This window comes from Streptomyces sedi (genome assembly GCF_006335015.1).
Lineage (GTDB): Bacteria > Actinomycetota > Actinomycetes > Streptomycetales > Streptomycetaceae > Streptomyces > Streptomyces sedi.
Map to the genome: position 1 here is coordinate 38001 of NZ_VDGT01000018.1, position 19809 is coordinate 57809.

The window sequence follows — 19809 nt, forward strand, 5'->3', positions numbered from 1 at the left end:
GTTGTCGCACGCTGGTCAGCCCTTGACGGCGCCGATCAACATGCCCTTCTTGAAGTGGCGTTGGACGAACGGGGAGAGCACGGCGACCGGCAGCAGCGCCAGCACCATCACGGCGGTCTGCACCGCGAGGCTGGGGATCTGCCCGGTGCCGATCACCTGGGCCATGCCGGCGGGGCGTTCGCCCTCGATGACGATCTGCTGGAGCACGTTCTGGAGCGGCAGCTTCTCCTGGTCCTGGATGTAGAGGAAGCCGTTGAACCAGTTGCTCCAGTAGCCGACGGCGTAGAAGAGGGAGATCACGGCGAGCACCGCGCGGGAGAGCGGCAGCACGATGGTCCACAGGATGCGCCACTCCCCCGCCCCGTCGATGCGGGCGCTGTCCACGATCTCCTGGCCGACGTTCATGAAGAACGCGCGCAGCACCAGGATGTTGAAGACGTTGACCACCATCGGCAGGATCAGCGCGGCGTAGCTGTTCATCAGGCCGAGCGTCTGGATCAGCAGATAGGTGGGGATCAGGCCGGCGCCGCCGAAGAACATGGTGGCCAGCAGGGTCATCAGCAGCGGCCGGTGCCAGAGCGAGCCGAGCCGGGAGAGCCCGTACGCGGCGAGCACGGAGACGGCCATGCTGAAGAGGGTGCCGACCAGGGTGATGCCGACGGCGATCACCATGGACCTGGCGACCTGGCCGCCGCCGAGCAGCTCGCGGTAGGCGGCGAGGCTGAGGCTCTCGGGCCAGACGACCAGCCCGCCGGCGCGGGAGATGGCCTCGGCGTCGGAGAGGCTGGTGACGACCACGATCCACAGCGGGAAGAGCACGGCCAGCAGCGCGATCGCCAGGATGACGCCCTTGGCGGCGAGCCCGACCCGGGTGGGCGGCTCCTCCCAGGACGGCCTGCGGCGCCGCCCGGTCTCCTCGTCGTCCTCGACCAGGACGCTGGTCTCGCTCATGTCCGCCGGTACACCCCCTGCTCGCCCATCGCGTGGGCGACTCGGTTGGCGGCGAGCACCAGGGCGAGGCTGAAGACGCCCTTGACGATGCCGATGGCCGCCGCGTAGCTGAACTGGCCGTTCTCGATGCCGGTGTTCCAGACGTAGGTGTCCAGCACCTCGGCCGCCCCCGGCCCGACGGCGGTGCGTTGGATCATGAACTGCTCCATGCCGACGGTCAGCATGTTGCCGACCTGGAGCACCAGCAGCAGCGCGATCACCGGGCGCAACGCGGGCAGGGTCACGTGCCAGACCCGGCGCCATCTGCCGGCGCCGTCGACGGCGGCCGACTCGTAGAGCTCCTGGTTGACGGTGGAGAGCGCGGCGAGGAAGACGATGATGCCCCAGCCGGCGTCCTTCCAGATGACCTGGAAGGTGATGAGGAACTTGAAGAACCCGGGGTCGGTCATGAGGTCGAAGCCGTCGTCCCAACCGTTCTCCCGGAGCGTCTGGGCGACCATCCCGGCGCCGCCGAGGACCTGTTGGAAGACGGTGATCACCAGCACCCAGGAGAAGAAGTGCGGCAGGTAGAGCACGGCCTGCGCCCACGCCCTGACCTTGCTGTGCAGGATGCTGTTGATCAGGATCGCCAGAGCGATCGGAATGGGAAAGAAGAAGATCAGTTGGAGCGCGGAGAAGACCAGCGTGTTCTGGAGCGCGTCCCAGAAGTAGCTGTCGTTGACCATCCGTTCGAACTGCTCAAGGCCGGCCCAGGCGCTGTTGGCCATCGACTCGAAGAAGCCGTCGCCGGCGTAGGGGCTGAAGTACTGGAAGGCGATGACGTTGCCGGCGATCGGGAGGTAGGCGAAGACCAGCAGCAGCGCCACGCAGGGCAGCGTCATCAGGACCAGCGCGCGGTCCCGGCGCAGCCGGTGACGCAGGCGCACGCCGCCCTCGGGCAGGCGCCGGTCCGCGCGGGGGGCGCGCGGGCCGCGTCGGGCGCGGGCAGTGAGCCGGCGCGAACGGTCGGGGCCGTCGGGGTGTGGCCGCCCGGTCGCGGGGCGGGGGGCCGTGCTGCGTGCCACGGGGACTCCTCGGTGGTCTCGTCTCCCGGGCTCAGGACTGTTCGTCGCGCAGCCGCTGGTACCAGTCGCGCAGGTCGTCGCCGCCGTTGCGCCGCCACTCGGCGACCGCGCCCCGCATGTCGCCGAGCGAGCGGCGCCCGCGCACCACGTCGTCCTCCAGGTCCTCGAACTGGTCGTTGAGGTTGGTGAACCGGTCCGGCTCCTGGATCTGCCGGCCGAAGAAGATCGACTCCCGCACCAGCGGCATCTGCCGCCGCATCCAGCCGGTCCAGTCCTCGACCAGCTGGGGCACGTCGGAGGCGGCGACCACGTGCCCGGGGGAGGCGAGGAAGACGTAGGTGTCGGGGACCACCTCGGTCTCGCCCTGAGGGGTGCGGACGCGCTGCTCGCCCTCGACGGTGTGGTGGACGCCCTCCACGCCGTAGGTGCGCAGCAGGTTCTCGCGGGTGCCGTAGGGCGCGGCGCAGTAGTTGGCGATCTCCAGCGCCTCGCGGACCCGGTCCTCCGGGAGGTTCTTGTTGAGGAACGTCCACAGGCTGGAGCCGTTGCCCGCGTAGAGCACGGGGTCCTCGCCGCCGGCGCCGAAGAAGTCGAACGCGTTCATCCGGAAGTCCGGGTTGGAGGTGCGCTGTTCGGTGAGGGTGCTGTGCCAGACGCCCTGCCCCTGGTTGAACATCAGCGACTCGCCCGAGGTGAAGCGGACCAGCGCGTCGCCCTGGTTGGCGACGCCGTCGGGGTGGACCACGCCGGCGTCGAAGAGCTTCCGGGTCCAGTCCAGCGCCTCCAGATAGGCGTCCGTCTCGAAGCGGTTGACCAGCCGGCCGTCGACCTCCTCCCAGTACTGCGGCTTGTCGGGGAGCACGCCGTGGATGATGAACGCCGACCACTTCATGTCCTCGCAGGCCCAGACGCGGTTGCGGGCCGAGGTGACGTCCCGGCAGAAGGAGAGGAACTCCTCGGCGTCGGTGGGGACCTCCCAGCCGTTCTCCTCGAAGAGGTCCTGCCGGTAGAACGGGATCACGCCGCCGATCGGCGGGGCCGGCATCGGCAGGCCGCGCAGCGCGCCGCCGAAGATCGCCGGCTCCCAGGCGGCGGTGGGGATGGCGGCCAGGTTGGGGTAGTCGAGGACCTTGTCGCCGGAGAGATAGGGGCCGAGGTCGGCGAAGCGGCTGTCGATGGCCCTCGGTATCTGGCCCTGGAGCTCCCAGCCGGGCACGCACACCAGGTCGGGTATGTCGCTGCCGGCGAGCACGGCGCCCAGCTTCTCGCCGTAGGTGTTGCCGTCCTGGGTCTGCCAGTTGATCCGGACGCCGATGGCCTCGTCCATCGCGGTCCAGTAGGCGTTGCCCGCCTCGGGCGGGGTGCCCCACAGCGGGCTCATCACGCGGAACTCGCCGCCGGAGCCGCGTGGTTCGGGGACGGTCACGCCCAGCTCGTCGGTGGGGATGAACGAGGTGTAGCCGGGGCTGGCGCCGTTCTCCCCCGCGATGTCGGGCTCGACGGCGACGTCGGAGGCGCGGTAGGTCGGCAGGATGCTCCGCAGGTCGGCCTCGGCGACCGTGCCTCCCTCCCCGCCGCCACCGCCGCCGTCGGAACCGCAGGCGGTGAGCAGGGGGATGCCGCCGGCGGTGACCGCCGCTGCCGCGGCCGTCGAGGCGAGGAAACGTCTCCTACTGGGTGCAGAGGGGGAGTTCGACATGCGGAAAACCCTCCAGAGGCTCGGCGCCACGCTGACATGCACGGGTCGAAGCGCTTCGATGTTGCGAGGAGGTTAAGACCCGTCAGCGGGGCGCACAACCCCCGCTTCCGAGAAACTTGTGGGACCGCTCCCGCGGCTTCAGCACTGAGGAAAGTCACCTTCCAACCGCCGTGCGCGGCACGGGTCTTGACACGGAGTGGGCGGCAAACCGAGCATCGAAGCGCTTCGAATTCCCCGCCCGCGCCCTGCCGTCGCCACGCCGTCGCCCCGCCCCCGGCCCGCTTCCCGCCACCCGGCGGCGGGCCGTTCCCGGCGGAGCGCGCCCGTCGTCGGCCACCCCCGCCGCACCTGCCGAAGGACCAACCCTGTGACTGCCCAGCGACCGCCGTTCCGGGACCCCGCGCTCTCCGTCGAGCGGCGCGTCGCCGACCTGCTGGGCCGCCTCACGCTGCCCGAGCGGACAGCGATGCTGCACCAGTACGCGCCGGCCGTCGAACGGCTCGGGCTCGCCGCGTTCCGCACCGGGCAGGAGGCGCTGCACGGCGTCGCCTGGAGGGGCGAGGCCACGGTCTTCCCGCAGGCCGTCGGCCTCGGCGCGAGCTGGAACGCGGAGCTGGTCCGCCGGGTCGGGGAGGCCGTCGGCCGCGAGGTCAGGGCGATGCGCGCGGCCGACCCCCGGGTGGGGCTCAACGTCTGGTCCCCCACCGTCAACCTGCTGCGCCACCCGCTGTGGGGCCGCAACGAGGAGGGCTACGCCGAGGACACGCTGCTCACCGCCGAACTGGCCACCGCCTACACCCGCGGCCTGGCCGGCGACCACCCCACCTATCTGCGCACCGCCCCCGTGCTCAAGCACTGGATCGCCCACAACCACGAGGTGGACCGGGACACCGCCAGCACCTCCGTGCGGGCACGGGTGCTGCGCGAGTACGAGCTGCCCGCGTTCGCCGGGCCGCTGCGCGCGGGCGGCGCGGTGGGCCTGATGCCCGCGTACAACCTGGTCAACGGCCGCCCCAACCATCTCTCCCCGCTGCTGGACGAGGCGCGCGGCTGGAGCGCGGCGCCGGTGCTGGTCTGCTCCGACGCCGGGGCGCCCTCCCTCATCGCCGGCGCCCAGGGGTATCTCCCCGACCACGCCGCCGGGTTGGCCGCCGCGCTGCGCGCCGGCGTCGACAGCTTCACCGACCACGGCGAGGACCCGGGGCCGACCGTCGCGCGGCTGACCGAGGCACTGGAACGCGGGCTGATCGACGAGGCGGACATCGACCGCGCGGCCGGCCGGCTGCTGGCGACGCGGTTCCGGCTGGGCGAGTTCGACCCGGACCTCGACCCGTTCCCCGCCGAGGCCGCCCACGACACCGCCGAGCACCGTGAGTTGGCGCTGCGGGCCGCCGAGCAGTCCGTGGTCCTGCTGCGCAACGACGGGCTGCTGCCGCTGGCACCCGGCAGCTCGGTGGCGGTGCTCGGGCCGCTGGCCGACGAGGTGAAGCTCGACTGGTACAGCGGCGAACCGCCGCACCGGGTCAGCCCGTTGAACGGACTGCGCGACCACCCGGCGATCGGCCGGGTGACCTGGGAGGACGGCGCCTACCTGGTGCTGCTGCGCGCCGGGGACTCCTGGGTGCGCGTGCCCCGGGCGCGCACGCCGGCGCGTGCCGCCTCGGGGCCCGCCGGCGCGTTCGACCCGGCGCTGCTCCCCGGGCGCACCGATCTGCCGCCGCTCACCGTCGGGCCGCGGGAGCAGGCCACCGAGCTGCGGCTCGTCGACTGGGGCGGCGGGGCGGTGACGCTGGCCGCGCCGGACGGCCGCTATCTGTCGGTCGCCGAGGACGGCCTGCTGCGGGCCTCCGCCGAGCAGCCGGGCGGCTGGATCGTGCGCGAGGTGTTCACCTGGGTGCCCCACGGCGAGGGTCACCTCCTGGTCCATCGAGCGAGCGGCCTCCCGGTGGTGGTCGCCGCCGAGGGGCTGAAGGTTGCCGCCGCGCCCGACACCCCCGGCACGGAGTTCCGGGTGGAGACACTCTCCGACGGCGTCCGCGCGGTCGCCGAGGCCGCGGCCGGCTCCGACGTGGCGGTGCTGGTGCTGGGCAACGACCCGCACATCAACGGGCGGGAGACCGAGGACCGGACCACCCTGACCCTGCCGCCCGCGCAGGAGGCGCTGTGGCGCGCCGCGCACGCCGCCAACCCGCGCACGGTCCTCGTGCTGGTCTCCTCCTACCCGTACGCCGTCCCCGAGGCCGACGCCGCGCTGCCGGCGCTGCTGTGGACCGCGCACGGCGGGCAGGCCGCGGGCACCGCGCTCGCGCGGGTGCTGACCGGCGACGTCTCACCGGCCGGGCGGCTGCCGCAGACCTGGTACGCGCACGACGGCGACCTCCCCGAGATCCGCGACCACGACCTGATCACCGCGCGCTCCACCTATCTGTACTTCGACGGCGAGCCGCTGTACCCGTTCGGGCACGGCCTGTCCTACACCCGCTTCGAGCAGACCGGGCTGACCGTGGCCGAGGAGGACCCCGGGGCGTTCGTCGCGCGGCTTACGGTGACCAACGTGGGCGAGCGCGCCGGCGAGGAGGTGGTCCAGCTGTACGCGTCCGCCGTCAACCCCCGACTCCCGCGCCCGCACCGCTGGTTGGTGGCGTTCGCCCGGGTGGCGCTGGGGCCCGGCGAACGGCGGACCGTCACCCTGCGCGCCCCGCTGGCCCAGGCGCTCGGGCACTGGGACGTGGCGCACGCGCGGTGGACGACGGCGCCCGGCGACTACCGGTTCGAGGCCGGCGCCTCCAGCCGGGACATCCGCTGCGTGACCCGGTGGCGCGTCGCCGGCGAGCCGGCCGGGCCGCGCCCGGTCCGCCGACGCGGGCTGCGCGCCGCCGACTTCGACGAGGTGGCGGGCGCCGAGCTGGTCGACCTCACGCCGCGCGAGGGGGACGCGGTCGCACCCCGCGGCGGCGGTGGCACGGCCGAGCTCCACTACCTCGACTGCGACCTGGGCGACGGCGTCGCCGAGTTGACGGTGCACGCGGCGGCCACGGGATCGGGCGGCGCGGTGACCGTGGCGCTGGGCGGCACCGAGGCCACGGCCGAGGTGCCCGCCGGCAACGACCGCTACGCCTACCGGCCGCTGCCGCTGAGGCTGCCGCGGCCGGTGGCGGGGGTGACCGGGCTGCGCCTCACGCTGGCCGGTCCGGTGCGGGTGGGCAGGCTGGAGTTCGGCTGACCGCGCGGGGGCGGATAGAGTGCCCGGCGATGGACGCCACGCACGAGTACGCTTTTCTCCTCCTCCCCTCGCACAACCGGGTCTACGCCCAGGACTCCGGGCGGCTGACCCGCGCCGAGCTGCTGGTCCTCGACGAGGCGGTGCTCGGCGGGCGGATCGAGGAGGTCGAGGAGCGCACGCTGGGCGGCGTGCGCTACCTGACTTTCCGCGCGCCCCGCCTGGAGGGCGAGGCGCTCGCCCAACTCGCCAATCTCTCCGGGCTCTACGCCCTCTTCGAGCGGAACGGCGAGACGCTGACCCCGGTGACCGTGGAACGGCTCGACCGGTTCCCCGACGATCTGATCACCATCCAGAAGTATGTGGGCAAGACCAACGAGGACTTCACGAAGCTGCTGCTCAACGTGACCGCGTTCTCCTGCGCCCGCCCCGAACGGCTGCTCACCGGCGGGCTGCGGGTCCTCGACCCGCTCTGCGGCCGGGGCACCACGCTCAACCAGGCGCTGATGTACGGGCTGGACGCGGCCGGGGTCGAACGGGACGCGAAGAGCTTCGACGCCTACCAGAACTTCTTCCGGCAGTGGCTGAAGAACAGCCGGATCAAGCACCGCGCGGACGTGGGGCCGGTCCGGCGCCACCACCGCACGGTGGGCCGGCGGATGGCCGTCACCCTTGGCGTCGACAAGGAGCGCTACCGCGCCGGCGAGACCATCGACGTCACCGCCGTCCAGGCGGACACCACGGCGGCCGGCGACTTCTTCTCAGCGGGCTCGTTCGACCTGATCGTGACGGACGCCCCCTACGGGGTGCAGCACGGCAGCCGGGGCCGGGACGCGGGCGGGCCGGCGCTGAGCCGCAGCCCGCTGCCGCTGCTGGCCGACGCGCTGCCGGGGTGGGCGCGGCTGCTGCGGCCGGGCGGGGCGATCGGGATCTCCTGGAACACGCACGTCGCGAAACGGTCCGAACTGACGGCGCTGCTCGCCGAGTCGGGCTTCCGGGTCCTGGACTCGGAGCCGTATCTGGGCTTCGCCCACCGCGTCGACCAGGCCATCACGCGGGATCTCGTGGTGGCGGTGAAGTAGCCCCCGACGGGTTTCCCTCCTTCCCGGACGACCACCCACCCGGCCGGTGCGGCACGGTGGTCGCCCTCCCCCGCCACCCGCCCAGGGACGCGGGGAACTGCGCGAGCAACCCACCACCGGGCCGCGGACGACACCCCACACAAGCCACGCACGTGAGCAGTCGTCCTCCCCCCGCCACACAGCATTCGCGCAGTTCCCCGCGCCCCCAAGCCGCCCACCGGCGTCAAAGGGGCGCGGGGAACTGCGCGACCAGCCGACCACCGGGGCGAGGACGACACCCCGCCCAGGCCGGCAAGGCCCCCGCGGCAGCTAGAGATCGAGGCCGGTCAGGACCATCACCCGTTCGTAGGTGTAGTCCTCCATCGCGAACCGCACCCCCTCCCGCCCGACGCCCGACTGCTTGACGCCGCCGTACGGCATCTGGTCCGCGCGGTAGGACGGCACGTCGCCGACGACCACGCCACCGACCTCCAGCGCCCGGTGGGCGCGGAACGCGGCCTGGAGGTCGTGGGTGAAGACGCCGGCCTGGAGGCCGAAGGTCGAGTCGTTGGCGGCGGCGAACGCGGCGGCCTCGTCGGGGACGCTGGTCACCGACAGGACCGGCCCGAACACCTCGTCGCAGGCGATCCTCGCGTCCGCCGGCACGTCGGCCAGCACCGTCGGCGCGTAGCTCGCGCCGTCCCTGGTACCGCCCGTCAGCACCCGCGCGCCGCCGGCGACGGCCTCCCGGACCCAGTCCTCCACGCGCCGCGCCGCGTCCTCGCTGACCAGCGGGCCGACGTCGGTCGCCGGGTCCGAGGGGTCCCCGGTGACCAGCGCCTCGACGGCGGCGACCAGCCGTTCCACCAGCCGGTCGTGGACGGTGGAGTCCGCGATCACCCGCTGGACCGCGATGCAGGACTGCCCCGCCTGGTAGTTGGCGAAGGTCGCGATGCGCCCGGCCGCCCAGTCGAGGTCGGCGTCCGAGCCGTAGTCGCCGAGCACCACGGCGGCTCCGTTGCCGCCCAGTTCCAGCGTGACCCGCTTGCGCGGCACGGAGTCCCTGATGGACCAGCCGACCGGCACCGAGCCGGTGAACGAGATGATCGGCAGCCGCTCGTCCTGGACCAGCGCCGGCATCGCGTCGTTGGGCACCGGCAGCACGCTGAACGCGCCGGCCGGCAGCTCCGTCTCGGCCAGCACCTCGCCGAGCAGCAGCGCCGACAGGGGCGTGGCGGGCGCCGGCTTGAGCAGGATGGGGGCGCCGGCGGCCAGCGCGGGCGCGACCTTGTGGGCGCAGAGGTTGAGCGGGAAGTTGAACGGCGCGATGCCCAGCACCGGACCGTAGGGCACCCGGCGGGTCAGCGCCAGCCTGCCGGTGCCGCCCGCGTCGGCGTCCAGCCGCTGCGCGGTGCCGCCGTTGAACCGCCGCGCCTCGTCGGCGGCCCAGCGGAAGACGGACAGGCAGCGCGCCACCTCGACCGTGGCCCACTTCATCGGCTTGCCGTTCTCCGCCGAGATCAGCTCGGCCAACTCCTCGGCGCGCGCGGCCAGCCGCTCCCGCGCGTGGTCCAGCGCGCCGGCCCGCACATGGGCCGGGCTCGCGGCGAACTCCGGCGCGACCCGCGCCGCCGCCGCCACCGCCTCCTCGGTCTGCTCGGCGGTGGGCACCGACACCACGCCCACCGTCCGACCGTCCCAGGGGGAGGTGACCTCCAGGGTGTGCTCGCCGCGCGCCGCGCGGCCCGCCAGCCAGAACGCCTGTGGGGATGTGGCTTTCGTCATCGCGGTCCGTCCTTCCCAGCTCCGGGGACTTCCAGGCGGACGAGGGCCACGGCGGGCCACCCGCCCGCACCCACCGTAGGGGTTCGGCGCCGCGCGGAGCCTTGTCCGCTTCGTAGCGGCGCGGCGGGCGGGCACGCCATTTGGTAGCGGTGCGCGGCCCACCGCCTGGCGCCAACGGGGAGCGCCGCGCGCCCCGTTACGCGCCGGGGCGGTCGCGGGGTCCCGGCGGGGCGGCGAGGCCGCTGGCCTTGAGGGCGAGCCACAGCTCCATCCTCAGGTCGGGGTCGTCCAGCGAGCGGTCCAGGATCTCCTCCACCCGCCGCATCCGGTACCGCAGCGTGTGCCGGTGCACGCCGAGTTCGGCGGCGGCGGCGTCCCACTGGCCGTGCCGGGAGAGCCAGGCCCGCAGCGAGGCCAGCAGGTCGCCGCGCCCTGACCTGTCGTGGTCGCGCAGGGCGCGCAGCATCCCGTCCGCGAACGCCCGCACCGCCTCGTCACCCAGCAGCGGCAGCAGCGAACCGGTCGCCACGTCGTCGTGCTCCACCAGCGCCCTGCCGCGTCTTCTGGCCACCAGGAGCGCCTCCCTGGCCTGCTGGTAGGCAGCCGCCGCCTGGGCGAGCCCGGTGGGGGCCGAGAGCCCGAGCACCAGTCCCTCCGTCGCCTCGGCGTGCTCGACGCAGGCGTCCTGCGTGCCGCCGCCGTCGGCGAGCAGCAGCACGAACCCCTCGCCGTCCGGCGCTGCCAGCACCGCCTCGCCCGCCCGCGCGGCCGACGCCTCCAGCCGCTGTCCGAACGCGACCAGCCGTTCCAGCTCGTCCGCCTCGGCGACCAGCACCCGCAGGGGCGCGTCCAGCAGCCCGCCGTAGAGCTGCCCGGCGACGGCCCTGGCGTGGTCCGGCTCGCCGCTGAGCAGCATCCGCAACACCGCGCCGCCCAGCCGGGACTCGGCCTGCTGGTAGGCGCCCGAGCGCTCGGTCACCAGCGTCAGCAGCGCGACGGCGGCCTGCACCGCGTAGCGGCCCGAGTCGCCCAGCGGCGCCTCCGTGCCGATGGCCAGCACGGCGCGCCCGCGTTGGCCGGTGCCGACCAGTTGCAGCTCCACCCGGTCGCCGCCGTCCCGTTCCCCCTCGGGCGCGGCGCAGACCGTGCTGGCCGGCGCCGGCCGGTCGCCGAGCCGGCGGACCTCGTCGGCCAGCAGCCCGGCTCTTCTGGCCGCCCAGCCGGGGGCGACCGCGGTCACGGCTCCGGCCCGGTCGTAGAGCGCCGTCCACCCGTTGACCTGCGTGGACAGCCGGGTCAGCAGCGTCTCGGGCCCGTCGGGTGCCAGCGCGGCCCTGGTCAGCTCGCGCTGCGCGGCGAAGCCAGCGGTGACCGTGCGGTACTGCTCCGCGGCGATGGCGGCGGAGACCGCCTTGGAGATCGCGATGAACGGCGTCGGCCGGGGCACCTCGATCAGCGGCAGCCCGACCTTCCGCACGGCGTCCAGCAACGCGGGCGTCACCGCCGGGTGGTTGACGCCGATCCCGAAGCCCAGGCCGACCACTCCGGCCCGGGCCAGCCGTTCCACGTAGCGGCGCATCTCCCCCGCGTCGTCCACGGACAGCTTGAGGCCGATCGTCAGCAGCAGCTCGCCGCCGTCCAGATAGGGCGTCGGGTCGGGCAGCTCGCTGGTGTGCGCCCAACGCACCTCGGTGTCGAGCCGTTCCTCGCCGGCCAGCACGCGCAGGCGGAGCGCGGAGTGGTGAACAAGGGCGGCGAGAGTCGGTCGCATGTATCACCTTGGGGCAGCCGGGTGCGCGTCACTGGAACCGTATCGTGGCCGGTCAGGGCCGTTCGCGGGCGAGAGCGGCCGGGCACGTCAGCCGAGCCGCACGAGCACGGGAGGGCCGGGCTCGCCCGCGGCGGAGGTGGTGGAGAGCACCGCGTGCCGGGGCGGCACCCGGTGGGCCAGCTCGGAGGCCGACCAGCGCTGCCGCTCGACCCTGCGGACCGTCACGGAGTCGGTGGTGGTGTCCTGGCCGGTGAAGAGCCTGCGCACGCCGCGCACCGTCTTGCGCACGATGCCGCCGGTGCGGTCCGGCGTCTTGGTGACGTCCTGGTCCTCGGTCCACGCGGTGCCCCAGACGTGCGCGAAGTGCTCGGCGTCCCAGGTGGTGACGCCGGCGAACACCATCCGGCAGCCGACCGCGCCCAGCAGCCCCGCCCGCAGTTCGGAGGGCACGTCGTCCAGCGTCCGCAGCGCCAGGACCGCGCCCGCGTTGGCGGCACGCAGCTGCGCCAGCCCCCGCACGGTGCCGGCGGTGACGGCGGCGGTCGCGTCGTCGAGCACCAGCGTGGCGAAGAGGGAACGGTCCGGGCGGTTGACCACGGCCGAGGTGAACTGCGCCAGCAGCAGTCGGGTGATGATCCTCCCGGCCTCCGCGTGGCCGGTGGCCGGCAGGTCGACCCGCACCCGCAGCGGGTGCGTCAGCGTCGCCATGGAGAACGTCCGCCCGCCCGAGCCCGCCGAGAAGCCGGCCCGGTCCAGCACGGCCAGCCGGTCGGCGAGCGGCTTGCCCGGGTCGTCGAGGCGGGTCGCCGCCCGTTCCCTGGCGTCGAGTTCGCGCTGCTGGTCGTGGGCGCCGGCCAGCGCCAGGTCCTCCCGCAGCGTCGCCAGCAGCGCCGGGGCGCCGTCCAGCATGGCGCGCAGCTCGGGCACGCCGGGCAGCCGGCCGTAGGCGGCGTGGTAGGGGCCGATCAGCTGGACCAGCGCGGCTGACGCGTCCCTGGTCTCGGCAGGGGTGCCGCCCAGCAGCGCCTCGGCCAGCAGCGTCGCCGCCTCGTCGGTGTCGGTCGCCGCGCCGTAGAGCGCCAGCTGGTGGGTGCCCGCCGGGTCGCCGACCCGCACCACGATGTCGAACGCCGCGTCCGGGCCGAGGCCGCTGGCCGCGCTGCCGACGGCGACCACGGCGGCCTGGCCGGTGAGCGCCTGGAGGCAGAGCGACTCCACCACGGGCCGCACCACCCGGCCGGTCTTGCCGGAGCCGGGGGGTCCGACGGCCAGCAGCGAGGTGCCCAGCAGGGCGGGGTCGAGGGCGACGTCGACGCCCCGGTATTCGTAGGCGTTGCGCTCCTCGTCGACGGCGGTGCCGATCCGCACCTGGCGGGTGAGCAGGTCGTGCCGGGCGGCCCGCACCGGCAGGTCGCGGTCGCCCGACGGGTGGACGAAAGCGCCGGCGCCGTCCTCGGCCACCGCGTCGTTGAACGCGGGCAGCTCCGTCGGCCTGGCCACCACGGCGCGCCAGGCCCGCTGGATGCGGGCGTAGTCCAGGTCGCTCATCGTGCCGGCCGCCACCTCGGCGCGCAGCAGCTCGGCGGAGCGCTCCGCGCCGCCGGCGCGCAGCTCGGTGAACTCCGTCAGCCGCGCGACCTCGGCGCGCTCCCGCTCGCTGCCCGCCACGTCGGCTCCGGTGAACCGCGCCGGCGGGAAGCGCCGCAGCACGGCGCGCCAGCCGCCGAGCACGCCGCACAGCGCCAGCAGGACGAGGGCGTAGAGCAGGTAGTAGACGTTGTAGGCGACGGTGTAGGCGGTGCTGTCCTCCGGCTGCCACCAGCTGTCGGGCACCATCCCGTAGAACGGGTCCAGCCAGAACAGCCAGACGCCCGCGTAGCTCAGCTCCCAGACGACCCAGGCCACGGCGAGGGCCGCGACGGCGCGCAGCGTGACCTTGGGGTCCTGGCGCTCGATGTCGGGCCGGCCCGACCAGAAGCGCAGCACGGCCGGACGCCAACGGCGCCACAGCCGGGGCGCGTTGCCCATCCGGCCGAAGACGTAGAGCAGCCCGCAGAAGAGCAGCTGCTCGTAGAGGTAGGGCCCGAGGAACGTGCCGCGCGCGCCCAGCCAGTCGAGCGGCGCGAAGACCCAGGAGAACAGGCTGGTGTTGACGTAGAGCGACCACACCAGCCACGCCGTCAGCGCCGCCAGCAGCGCGCCGCCGTGCAGCTCCCGGTCGGTGAGGCGGTCCGGGTCCTCGGGCTGCCTCGGCACGTGCCCCGTGCGCCACACCCCGGGGCGGGCGGCGGGGCGCGGGAGGCGCAACCACCTTTGGAGCGGGGCGAGTTCGGCCTCGTCCGGGGAGTGTCGTGGCGCGGGTGGCGCGCCCGGCGGTGGCGGAACCACCGGCGCGGCGCCCGGCGCCTGTCCGGGCGTGGGCCGTGGTTCCCGTGTGCCGTCGCTGTTCACAGTCCCCCATGATGCCAAGCGCCGCGCCGCGCGCGTGGGTTGACGTCGTGACGGAGTGGCCGCCGCGCCAGGACGGCCGCCGCACGACCCTGCTCCGCGACCAATCTAGTGCAGCGGCCCGGCGCCCCGACCGGAAGCGGGCTCGGGTCGGCGAATATGCGGGGCGGTAACTTGCGCGAAACCGTTCCGCTGCGGCATCCGGTGCGCTACGTTCCTCCCCCACATCGAACACACGGACATCAACGGGCGGAACGGCATGACGCGCGCCATCTCCCTGCGAGACGTGACCAAGGTCTACCCGCGGGACGTCGTGGCCGTGAACCGGCTGTCGCTCGACATCGCGCCCGGCGAGTTCCTGGTCCTGCTCGGCCCCTCGGGCTGCGGCAAGTCGACGGTGCTGCGGATGATCGCCGGTCTTGAGGAGATCAGCTCCGGGGAACTGCTGCTCGACGGCGAGCAGGCCAACGCCCTGCCGCCCGGCGATCGCCGGCTGGCGATGGTCTTCCAGCACTACGCGCTCTACCCGAACATGACGGGCGCGCAGAACATCGGCTTCCCGCTGAAGATCGAGTCACCGAGGCGCGACGCCACCCACCAGGTGCAGGAGGCGGCCCGACTGCTGGGCATCGAGGACCTGTTGGACCGCTACCCCGGCCAGCTCTCCGGCGGGGAGAGGCAGCGCGTCGCCATGGGCCGCGCGATCGTGCGGCGCCCGTCGGCGTTCCTGCTGGACGAGCCGCTCTCCAACCTCGACGCGAAGCTCCGCACCCGGCTGCGGGCCGAGATCGCCACCCTGACCCGTCATCTCGGCGTCACCACCGTCTATGTGACGCACGACCAGTCGGAGGCGATGTCGCTCGGCGACCGCGTCGCGGTGATGCGGGACGGGGTGCTCCAGCAGGTCGGCGACGCGCGGGAGGTCTACCAGCATCCGGAGAACGTGTTCGTCGCCGCGTTCGTCGGCACCCCCCGGATCAACCTGCTGCGGGCCGCCGTGCACGCGCCGTTGGACGGGCGGCTCAACATCGACTTCGGCACCCAGCGCATCCAGCTGCCGCAGCCGCTCTCCCCCGACCACCAGATGCTGCGGGTGCAGATGGGGAAGGAGATCACGGTGGGGCTGCGCTCGGAGGCGGCGCGGATCGCCAGCCCCCAGGAGATGTCCCCGACGGAGGCGCTGCTCAACGGGGTGGTGCAGCACGTGGAGTTCCAGGGCCACGAGTCGCTGGTACACGTCTCCACGGGGGCGCACCCGGCGCGCGTCGACGGTCTTGAGGCGCCGCGCCCGCCGGCCAGGCGCGGCACGCGCCCCCGCCGCGGCTCGCCGCTGCGGCGGCTCGTCGGCCGCTATCTCACCCGGGGCGCGGACGCCGCGCGGACGCCCGGCCACGACGAGCCGCCGGCCGCCGAGACGCCGCCGCCCACGGCCGCCGGCCGGGTCAACGACGGGCTGGTGGTGCGCTGCGACGCCGACCTCAGACCCCGGCTGGGCGAACGCGTTCCGCTGCTGATCGACCTCGACCGGATGTATGTCTTCGACTCCGAGGGCCGGCGGATCTGCCCCGCGCGCCCGCGGGGCCCCGCCGGGCAGCAGCGGGGCTGAGGGCGTCACCGCCGCACGACGAAGTGGCCAAAACCGCGACGCGTTGACTCCGTGGTGGTGCGTGCCCACGGCGCCGGGGAGAACCTAGCCTGCCGGGGAGTGCCCGATGTAGCCCCTTCGCGACGAGGAGTCCCATCATGAGCGACCCGACCGAACTGACCGGAGGACCCGCACTCCCCCAGAAGCGCCGGCTGGTCACCGAGATCCCGGGACCGCGCTCCAGGCAGCTGATGGAGCGGAAGCGGGCGACCGTGGCCGACGGCATCGGCACCGTGATGCCGGTCTTCGTCCAGCGCGCCGGCGGCGGGATCGTCGAGGACGTCGACGGCAACGCGCTGATCGACTTCGGGTCCGGCATCGCCGTCACCTCGGTGGGCAACAGCGCGGAGGCCGTGGTGCGCCGCGCGACCGAGCAGCTGACGCGGTTCACCCACACCTGCGCGATGGTCGCCCCCTACGAGGGGTACGTGGAGGTCTGCGAGGAGCTGGCCCGGCTGACGCCCGGCGACCACGCCAAGAAGTCGGTGCTGCTCAACTCGGGCGCCGAGGCGGTGGAGAACGCGGTCAAGATCGCGCGCTACCACACCGGGCGGCAGGCGGTGGTGGTCTTCGACCACGGCTACCACGGCCGCACCAACCTCACGATGGCGCTCACCTCCAAGGACATGCCCTACAAGCACGGCTTCGGGCCGTTCGCCCCCGAGATCTACCGGGTGCCGATGGCCTACCCGTACCGCTGGCTGACGGGCCCCGAACGGTGCGCCGAGGAGGCGGCGGCGCAGGTGATCGAGCAGATCACCAAGCAGGTCGGCCCGGACAACACCGCCGCGATCGTGGTCGAGCCGATCCTCGGCGAGGGCGGCTTCATCGTGCCGGCGCGCGGATTCCTGCCGAGGATCGCGGAGTTCGCCAGGGAGCACGGGATCGTGCTGGTGGCGGACGAGATCCAGTCGGGCTTCTGTCGCACCGGCCAGTGGTTCGCCTCCGAGGACGAGGGCCTGGTGCCCGACCTGGTCACCACGGCCAAGGGCATCGCCGGCGGGCTGCCGCTTGCGGCGGTGACCGGCCGCGCCGAGATCATGGACGCGGCGCACGTCGGCGGTCTCGGCGGCACCTACGGCGGCAACCCGGTCGCCTGCGCGGCGGCGCTCGGCTCGATCGAGACGATGCGGGAGCTGGACCTGCCGGCCAGGGCGCGGCGGATCGAGGAGATCATGCTGCCGAGGCTGCGCGCGATGGCAGAGCGCTTCCCGGCCATCGGCGACGTGCGCGGCCGGGGCGCGATGCTCGCCGTCGAGCTGGTCAAGCCCGGCGGCAAGGACCCCGACCCCGCCGCCACCGCCGCCCTCGCCGCCCGCTGCCACCAGGCCGGCCTGCTGCTGCTGACCACCGGCACCTACGGCAACGTCGCCCGTTTCCTGCCCCCGCTGGTGATCGAGGAGCAGCTGCTGACCGAGGGCCTGGACATCCTGGAGGACGCCTTCGCCGCGCTGTGACCCGAACCGGCGAGCCGCTCCGGAACGCCGCGTCCCGCCCCCGGCGGGAGGACGCGGCGTTCGTCGCCGGTCCCTAGACTGGCCACGCCCGGTCTCGTCAGCTGACGGATGACGAACCGTCGTGAGGGCCCGGAAGCGGGCCGCCGTTCGGAGCCGGGCACGGAGCGAGAACGAGAGAGGTGCCCGTGGAGACTCCCCGGCTGGAGGAGGTGCGCCTGACCTCCTTCAAGAGCTTCACCGACCAGTGCCTGCCGCTGAACGACCTCACCGTGCTCGTCGGACGCAACGGCAGCGGCAAGTCCAACGCGCTGGACGGGCTGCTGGTCCTCTCCCGCCTGGCCCTCGGCGACCCGGTGCGCGACGCGCTGGACGGGCCGCGGAGCGAGGGCGACGAGCCGGTGCGGGGCGGCGCGGAGGGGTGCGCCCCGTGGGGCAGCGACGCGTTCCGGCTGGGCTGCCGGGTGCGTTCCGGCGACGAGATCTTCGACCTCGACGTGGAGATCGCCGTGCGGCCCGAGGTGCGGGTCCTCAGCGAGCGGCTGACGGCCGTCGAGGGCGTGCGCTACGGCGGTCGCCGCCTGACCGCCGGTCGTACGCTGCTCGCCAGCGCCCCGCCGGATCGCGGCAGCGGCGATCTCCAGGGGCGCTACTTCAACGGGCAGCGCGGGGCCGACCCGGGCGTCGCCTTCCCCGCCGATCGGCTGCTCACCGGCCAGGTGCCCGTGCGGCTCCCGGCGACCACGGAGGCGACCCGGCTGGTGCACCGCGCCGCGCAGCTCGTTCTCGACGTACTCCGCTCGGTCTTCCCGCTCGACCCGGTGCCCCATCTGATGAGGCGCTATGTCAACGCGCGCGACGCGGCGCTCCGCCGCAGCGCCGACAACCTGAGCGCGGCCGTCGACGCACTGCGCACCGACGATCCGGCCGCGTTCGACCGGCTCACCGCCCTGGTGGCGGGGATGCCCGAGTACCCCGTGCGCGGGATCAGCCGCGTGGGCACCTCGCTGGGCGACGTGCAGCTGGTGCTGCGCGAGGCCGGGTACCACGGCCGGGAACACGAGGTGCCGGCGCGGCTTCTCAGCGACGGGATGCTGCGCTTCCTGGCCTTCGGCACGGCGCTGCTCACCGCGCCCGTCTCCGACGCCGGCCAGGCCGGGGCCTCCCCCCAACGCCACCTGGTGATCGAGGAGATCGAGAACGGCCTCTACCCGACGCAGGCGGCGCGCGTGCTGGGCCTCATGAAGGAGGAGTCCGATCGGCGCGACGTCGACGTGCTCCTCACCACCCACAGTCCCGCGCTGCTCAACTCCCTGGACGCACAGGACCACGCCGGGGTCGTCGTCTGCGCCCGGGCCCCGGACTCCGGGGAGAGCGTGTTGCGGCGCCTGACCGAACTCCCCCGCTATGTGGAGCTGTTGGCGGCGGGCGACCTGGGCGACGCGATGTCCAGGGGACGCCTGTCCGAGGCGGTCAGCCCGCGTGACGCCGGCGTCACCAGCGTCGAGGACTTCCTGAGGAGTCTGTGACCGTGAGCAGACAGCGCCAGCCCGCACTCCCCCTTCCGGTGGTCGAGTTCCTCGACACCTCGGTGCTCGTCGAGTTCCTGGACGTGCCCCACAGGAACGCGCGGCGCGCCGAGGTCCTCGCGGAGATGGACGCCCGGTTGAAGGCCGGCGTGCGGTTCGTTCTGCCGACGGCCACGATCGTCGAGACGGGGAACCACGTCTTCCAGATCAAGGACGGCGCGGCCCGCAGGGACCGCGCCCTCCACCTCAGGTCGCTGCTGCTCAAGACCGCCCGGGGCGAGGCGCCGTGGGTACTGCACGAACGCACCTGGGACGGTGCCTTTCTCACCTCCCTGTGCCACGGCGGGACCACGGGCATGGATCTGGCGGAACACGCCGTCCGCCAGCAGCTCGGCACCGGGGATCTGAGCATCGTCGCGGAGCGGGACCTGTACGCGTCACGGGCACGGGCCGACGTCCGCATCTGGACGTTGGAGGCGACCATGGGGACGTGGGCCAGGCTGACCTGAGCGGTTCCCCGCGCGGCGCGGCTCAGTGGGCGGGGCCGCGGGTGCCGGGCGGGGGATGCTCGGGGGCGCGGTCGTGGGTCGGGTCGGGGTCGCCGGGGGCGGGGGTCGCGACGAGGGCGGCGGCCTCGTGCATGGCCAGTTCCAGGACGGCGGGGTCGTTGAGCATCCCGGAGCCGTCCGGGCGGACCAGCCAGTGGGCGGCGGGGACGGAGCGTTCCGGGTGCGGCACCACGATCCAGCTGCCGGAGCCCGCCGCCCGCACCCCGGTGCCGAGCCAGCGGGCGGCGGTGCCGGGCGGCACGAAGAAGCCGACGCGGCGCCGTTCCTGGTCGGCGAGGACCGGCCCCGGTCGGCCGGTGACGTGGACCAGCACGTCCAACGTGGTCATCCCCAGCCCGCCCGGCAGGATCAGCACGTCCCACCGCCGCCCGGCGGGGAGCAGCGCCACGCCCTGTTGGCTGTGCTCCCACTCCCACCGGCAGATCGCCGGCCTCGGTGCCGCCAGTGCCAGCCACTCCAGTGCCGACCGTGCCTCGCCGCTCATCCCGCGTCCCTTCTGCCGCCGGCCCCGGCGTCCGTCGGGGCCCTCTCGTTCCTTGGCGGTGAGAGGGGGAAACGGCGCGATCCTTACGCGACTTCGGCGAACTCGGGCGGGCGTCGGGCGTAACCTCCG

At 73.9% G+C, this 19809-nt stretch carries 13 protein-coding genes; 6 read left to right on the top strand and 7 right to left on the bottom strand.

The annotated features are described in order from the left end of the window. Positions 1-15: 15 nt before the first annotated feature. From FH715_RS21240 to FH715_RS21250, 3 genes are read right to left on the bottom strand one after another with little or no spacing between them, the layout of a single operon-like run. On the bottom strand, positions 16-951 hold the full coding sequence (locus tag FH715_RS21240) for a carbohydrate ABC transporter permease (protein WP_139647752.1): 936 nt from the start codon (positions 949-951) through the stop codon (positions 16-18). Next, a complete protein-coding gene (locus FH715_RS21245) occupies positions 948-2015 on the bottom strand; it encodes an ABC transporter permease (RefSeq protein ID WP_139647754.1) in 1068 nt (355 codons plus the stop codon). Before FH715_RS21245 ends, FH715_RS21240 begins: the two co-directional genes overlap by 4 nt. A gap of 31 nt (positions 2016-2046) precedes the next feature. Further along, entirely contained in the window at positions 2047-3714 is a 1668-nt protein-coding gene (locus tag FH715_RS21250; protein ID WP_139647756.1) for an extracellular solute-binding protein, read from the bottom strand. Between the two features lie 367 nt (positions 3715-4081). Between FH715_RS21250 and FH715_RS21255 the strand changes: the two genes are divergently transcribed. Together FH715_RS21255 and FH715_RS21260 are read left to right on the top strand one after the other, a co-directional pair. Beyond that, complete coding sequence (locus FH715_RS21255) at positions 4082-6937, top strand: glycoside hydrolase family 3 C-terminal domain-containing protein (RefSeq protein ID WP_139647758.1); 2856 nt, start codon at positions 4082-4084, stop codon at positions 6935-6937. A 29-nt stretch (positions 6938-6966) separates the two neighbouring features. After that, the gene (locus FH715_RS21260) at positions 6967-8016 is read left to right on the top strand and encodes a TRM11 family SAM-dependent methyltransferase (protein ID WP_139647760.1); all 1050 of its coding nucleotides are present in this window, start codon (positions 6967-6969) and stop codon (positions 8014-8016) included. 309 nt (positions 8017-8325) lie between these two features. Here the strand turns inward: FH715_RS21260 and FH715_RS21265 are convergent, their stop codons facing one another. From FH715_RS21265 to FH715_RS21275, 3 genes are all read right to left on the bottom strand, one after another. After that, a complete protein-coding gene (locus tag FH715_RS21265) occupies positions 8326-9780 on the bottom strand; it encodes an aldehyde dehydrogenase family protein (RefSeq protein ID WP_139647762.1) in 1455 nt (484 codons plus the stop codon). 196 nt (positions 9781-9976) lie between these two features. Further along, positions 9977-11551 carry a PucR family transcriptional regulator gene (locus tag FH715_RS21270; protein WP_139647764.1) on the bottom strand — a complete coding sequence of 525 codons (1575 nt, stop codon included), beginning with the start codon at positions 11549-11551 and terminating at the stop codon, positions 9977-9979. 87 nt (positions 11552-11638) lie between these two features. Then, positions 11639-13807 (bottom strand): type IV secretory system conjugative DNA transfer family protein, encoded by a 2169-nt coding sequence (locus FH715_RS21275; protein WP_246108875.1) that lies wholly within the window; start codon positions 13805-13807, stop codon positions 11639-11641. A 451-nt stretch (positions 13808-14258) separates the two neighbouring features. Here FH715_RS21275 and FH715_RS21280 point away from each other — a divergent pair, with 451 nt between their 5' ends. The 4 genes from FH715_RS21280 (at position 14259) to FH715_RS21295 (ending at position 19136) form a co-directional block, all read left to right on the top strand. Further along, positions 14259-15605, top strand: a complete 1347-nt coding sequence (locus FH715_RS21280; protein ID WP_139647768.1) for an ABC transporter ATP-binding protein — start codon at positions 14259-14261, stop codon at positions 15603-15605. A gap of 137 nt (positions 15606-15742) precedes the next feature. Continuing rightward, on the top strand, positions 15743-17101 hold the full coding sequence (gene gabT, locus FH715_RS21285; RefSeq protein ID WP_139647771.1) for a 4-aminobutyrate--2-oxoglutarate transaminase: 1359 nt from the start codon (positions 15743-15745) through the stop codon (positions 17099-17101). 185 nt (positions 17102-17286) lie between these two features. Beyond that, a complete protein-coding gene (locus FH715_RS21290; protein ID WP_139647928.1) occupies positions 17287-18627 on the top strand; it encodes an AAA family ATPase in 1341 nt (446 codons plus the stop codon). 2 nt (positions 18628-18629) lie between these two features. Further along, positions 18630-19136 (top strand): hypothetical protein, encoded by a 507-nt coding sequence (locus tag FH715_RS21295; protein ID WP_139647773.1) that lies wholly within the window; start codon positions 18630-18632, stop codon positions 19134-19136. Between the two features lie 22 nt (positions 19137-19158). Here FH715_RS21295 and FH715_RS21300 read toward each other — a convergent pair whose 3' ends face one another. After that, positions 19159-19680 carry a hypothetical protein gene (locus tag FH715_RS21300; protein WP_246108876.1) on the bottom strand — a complete coding sequence of 174 codons (522 nt, stop codon included), beginning with the start codon at positions 19678-19680 and terminating at the stop codon, positions 19159-19161. Positions 19681-19809: the final 129 nt, after the last annotated feature.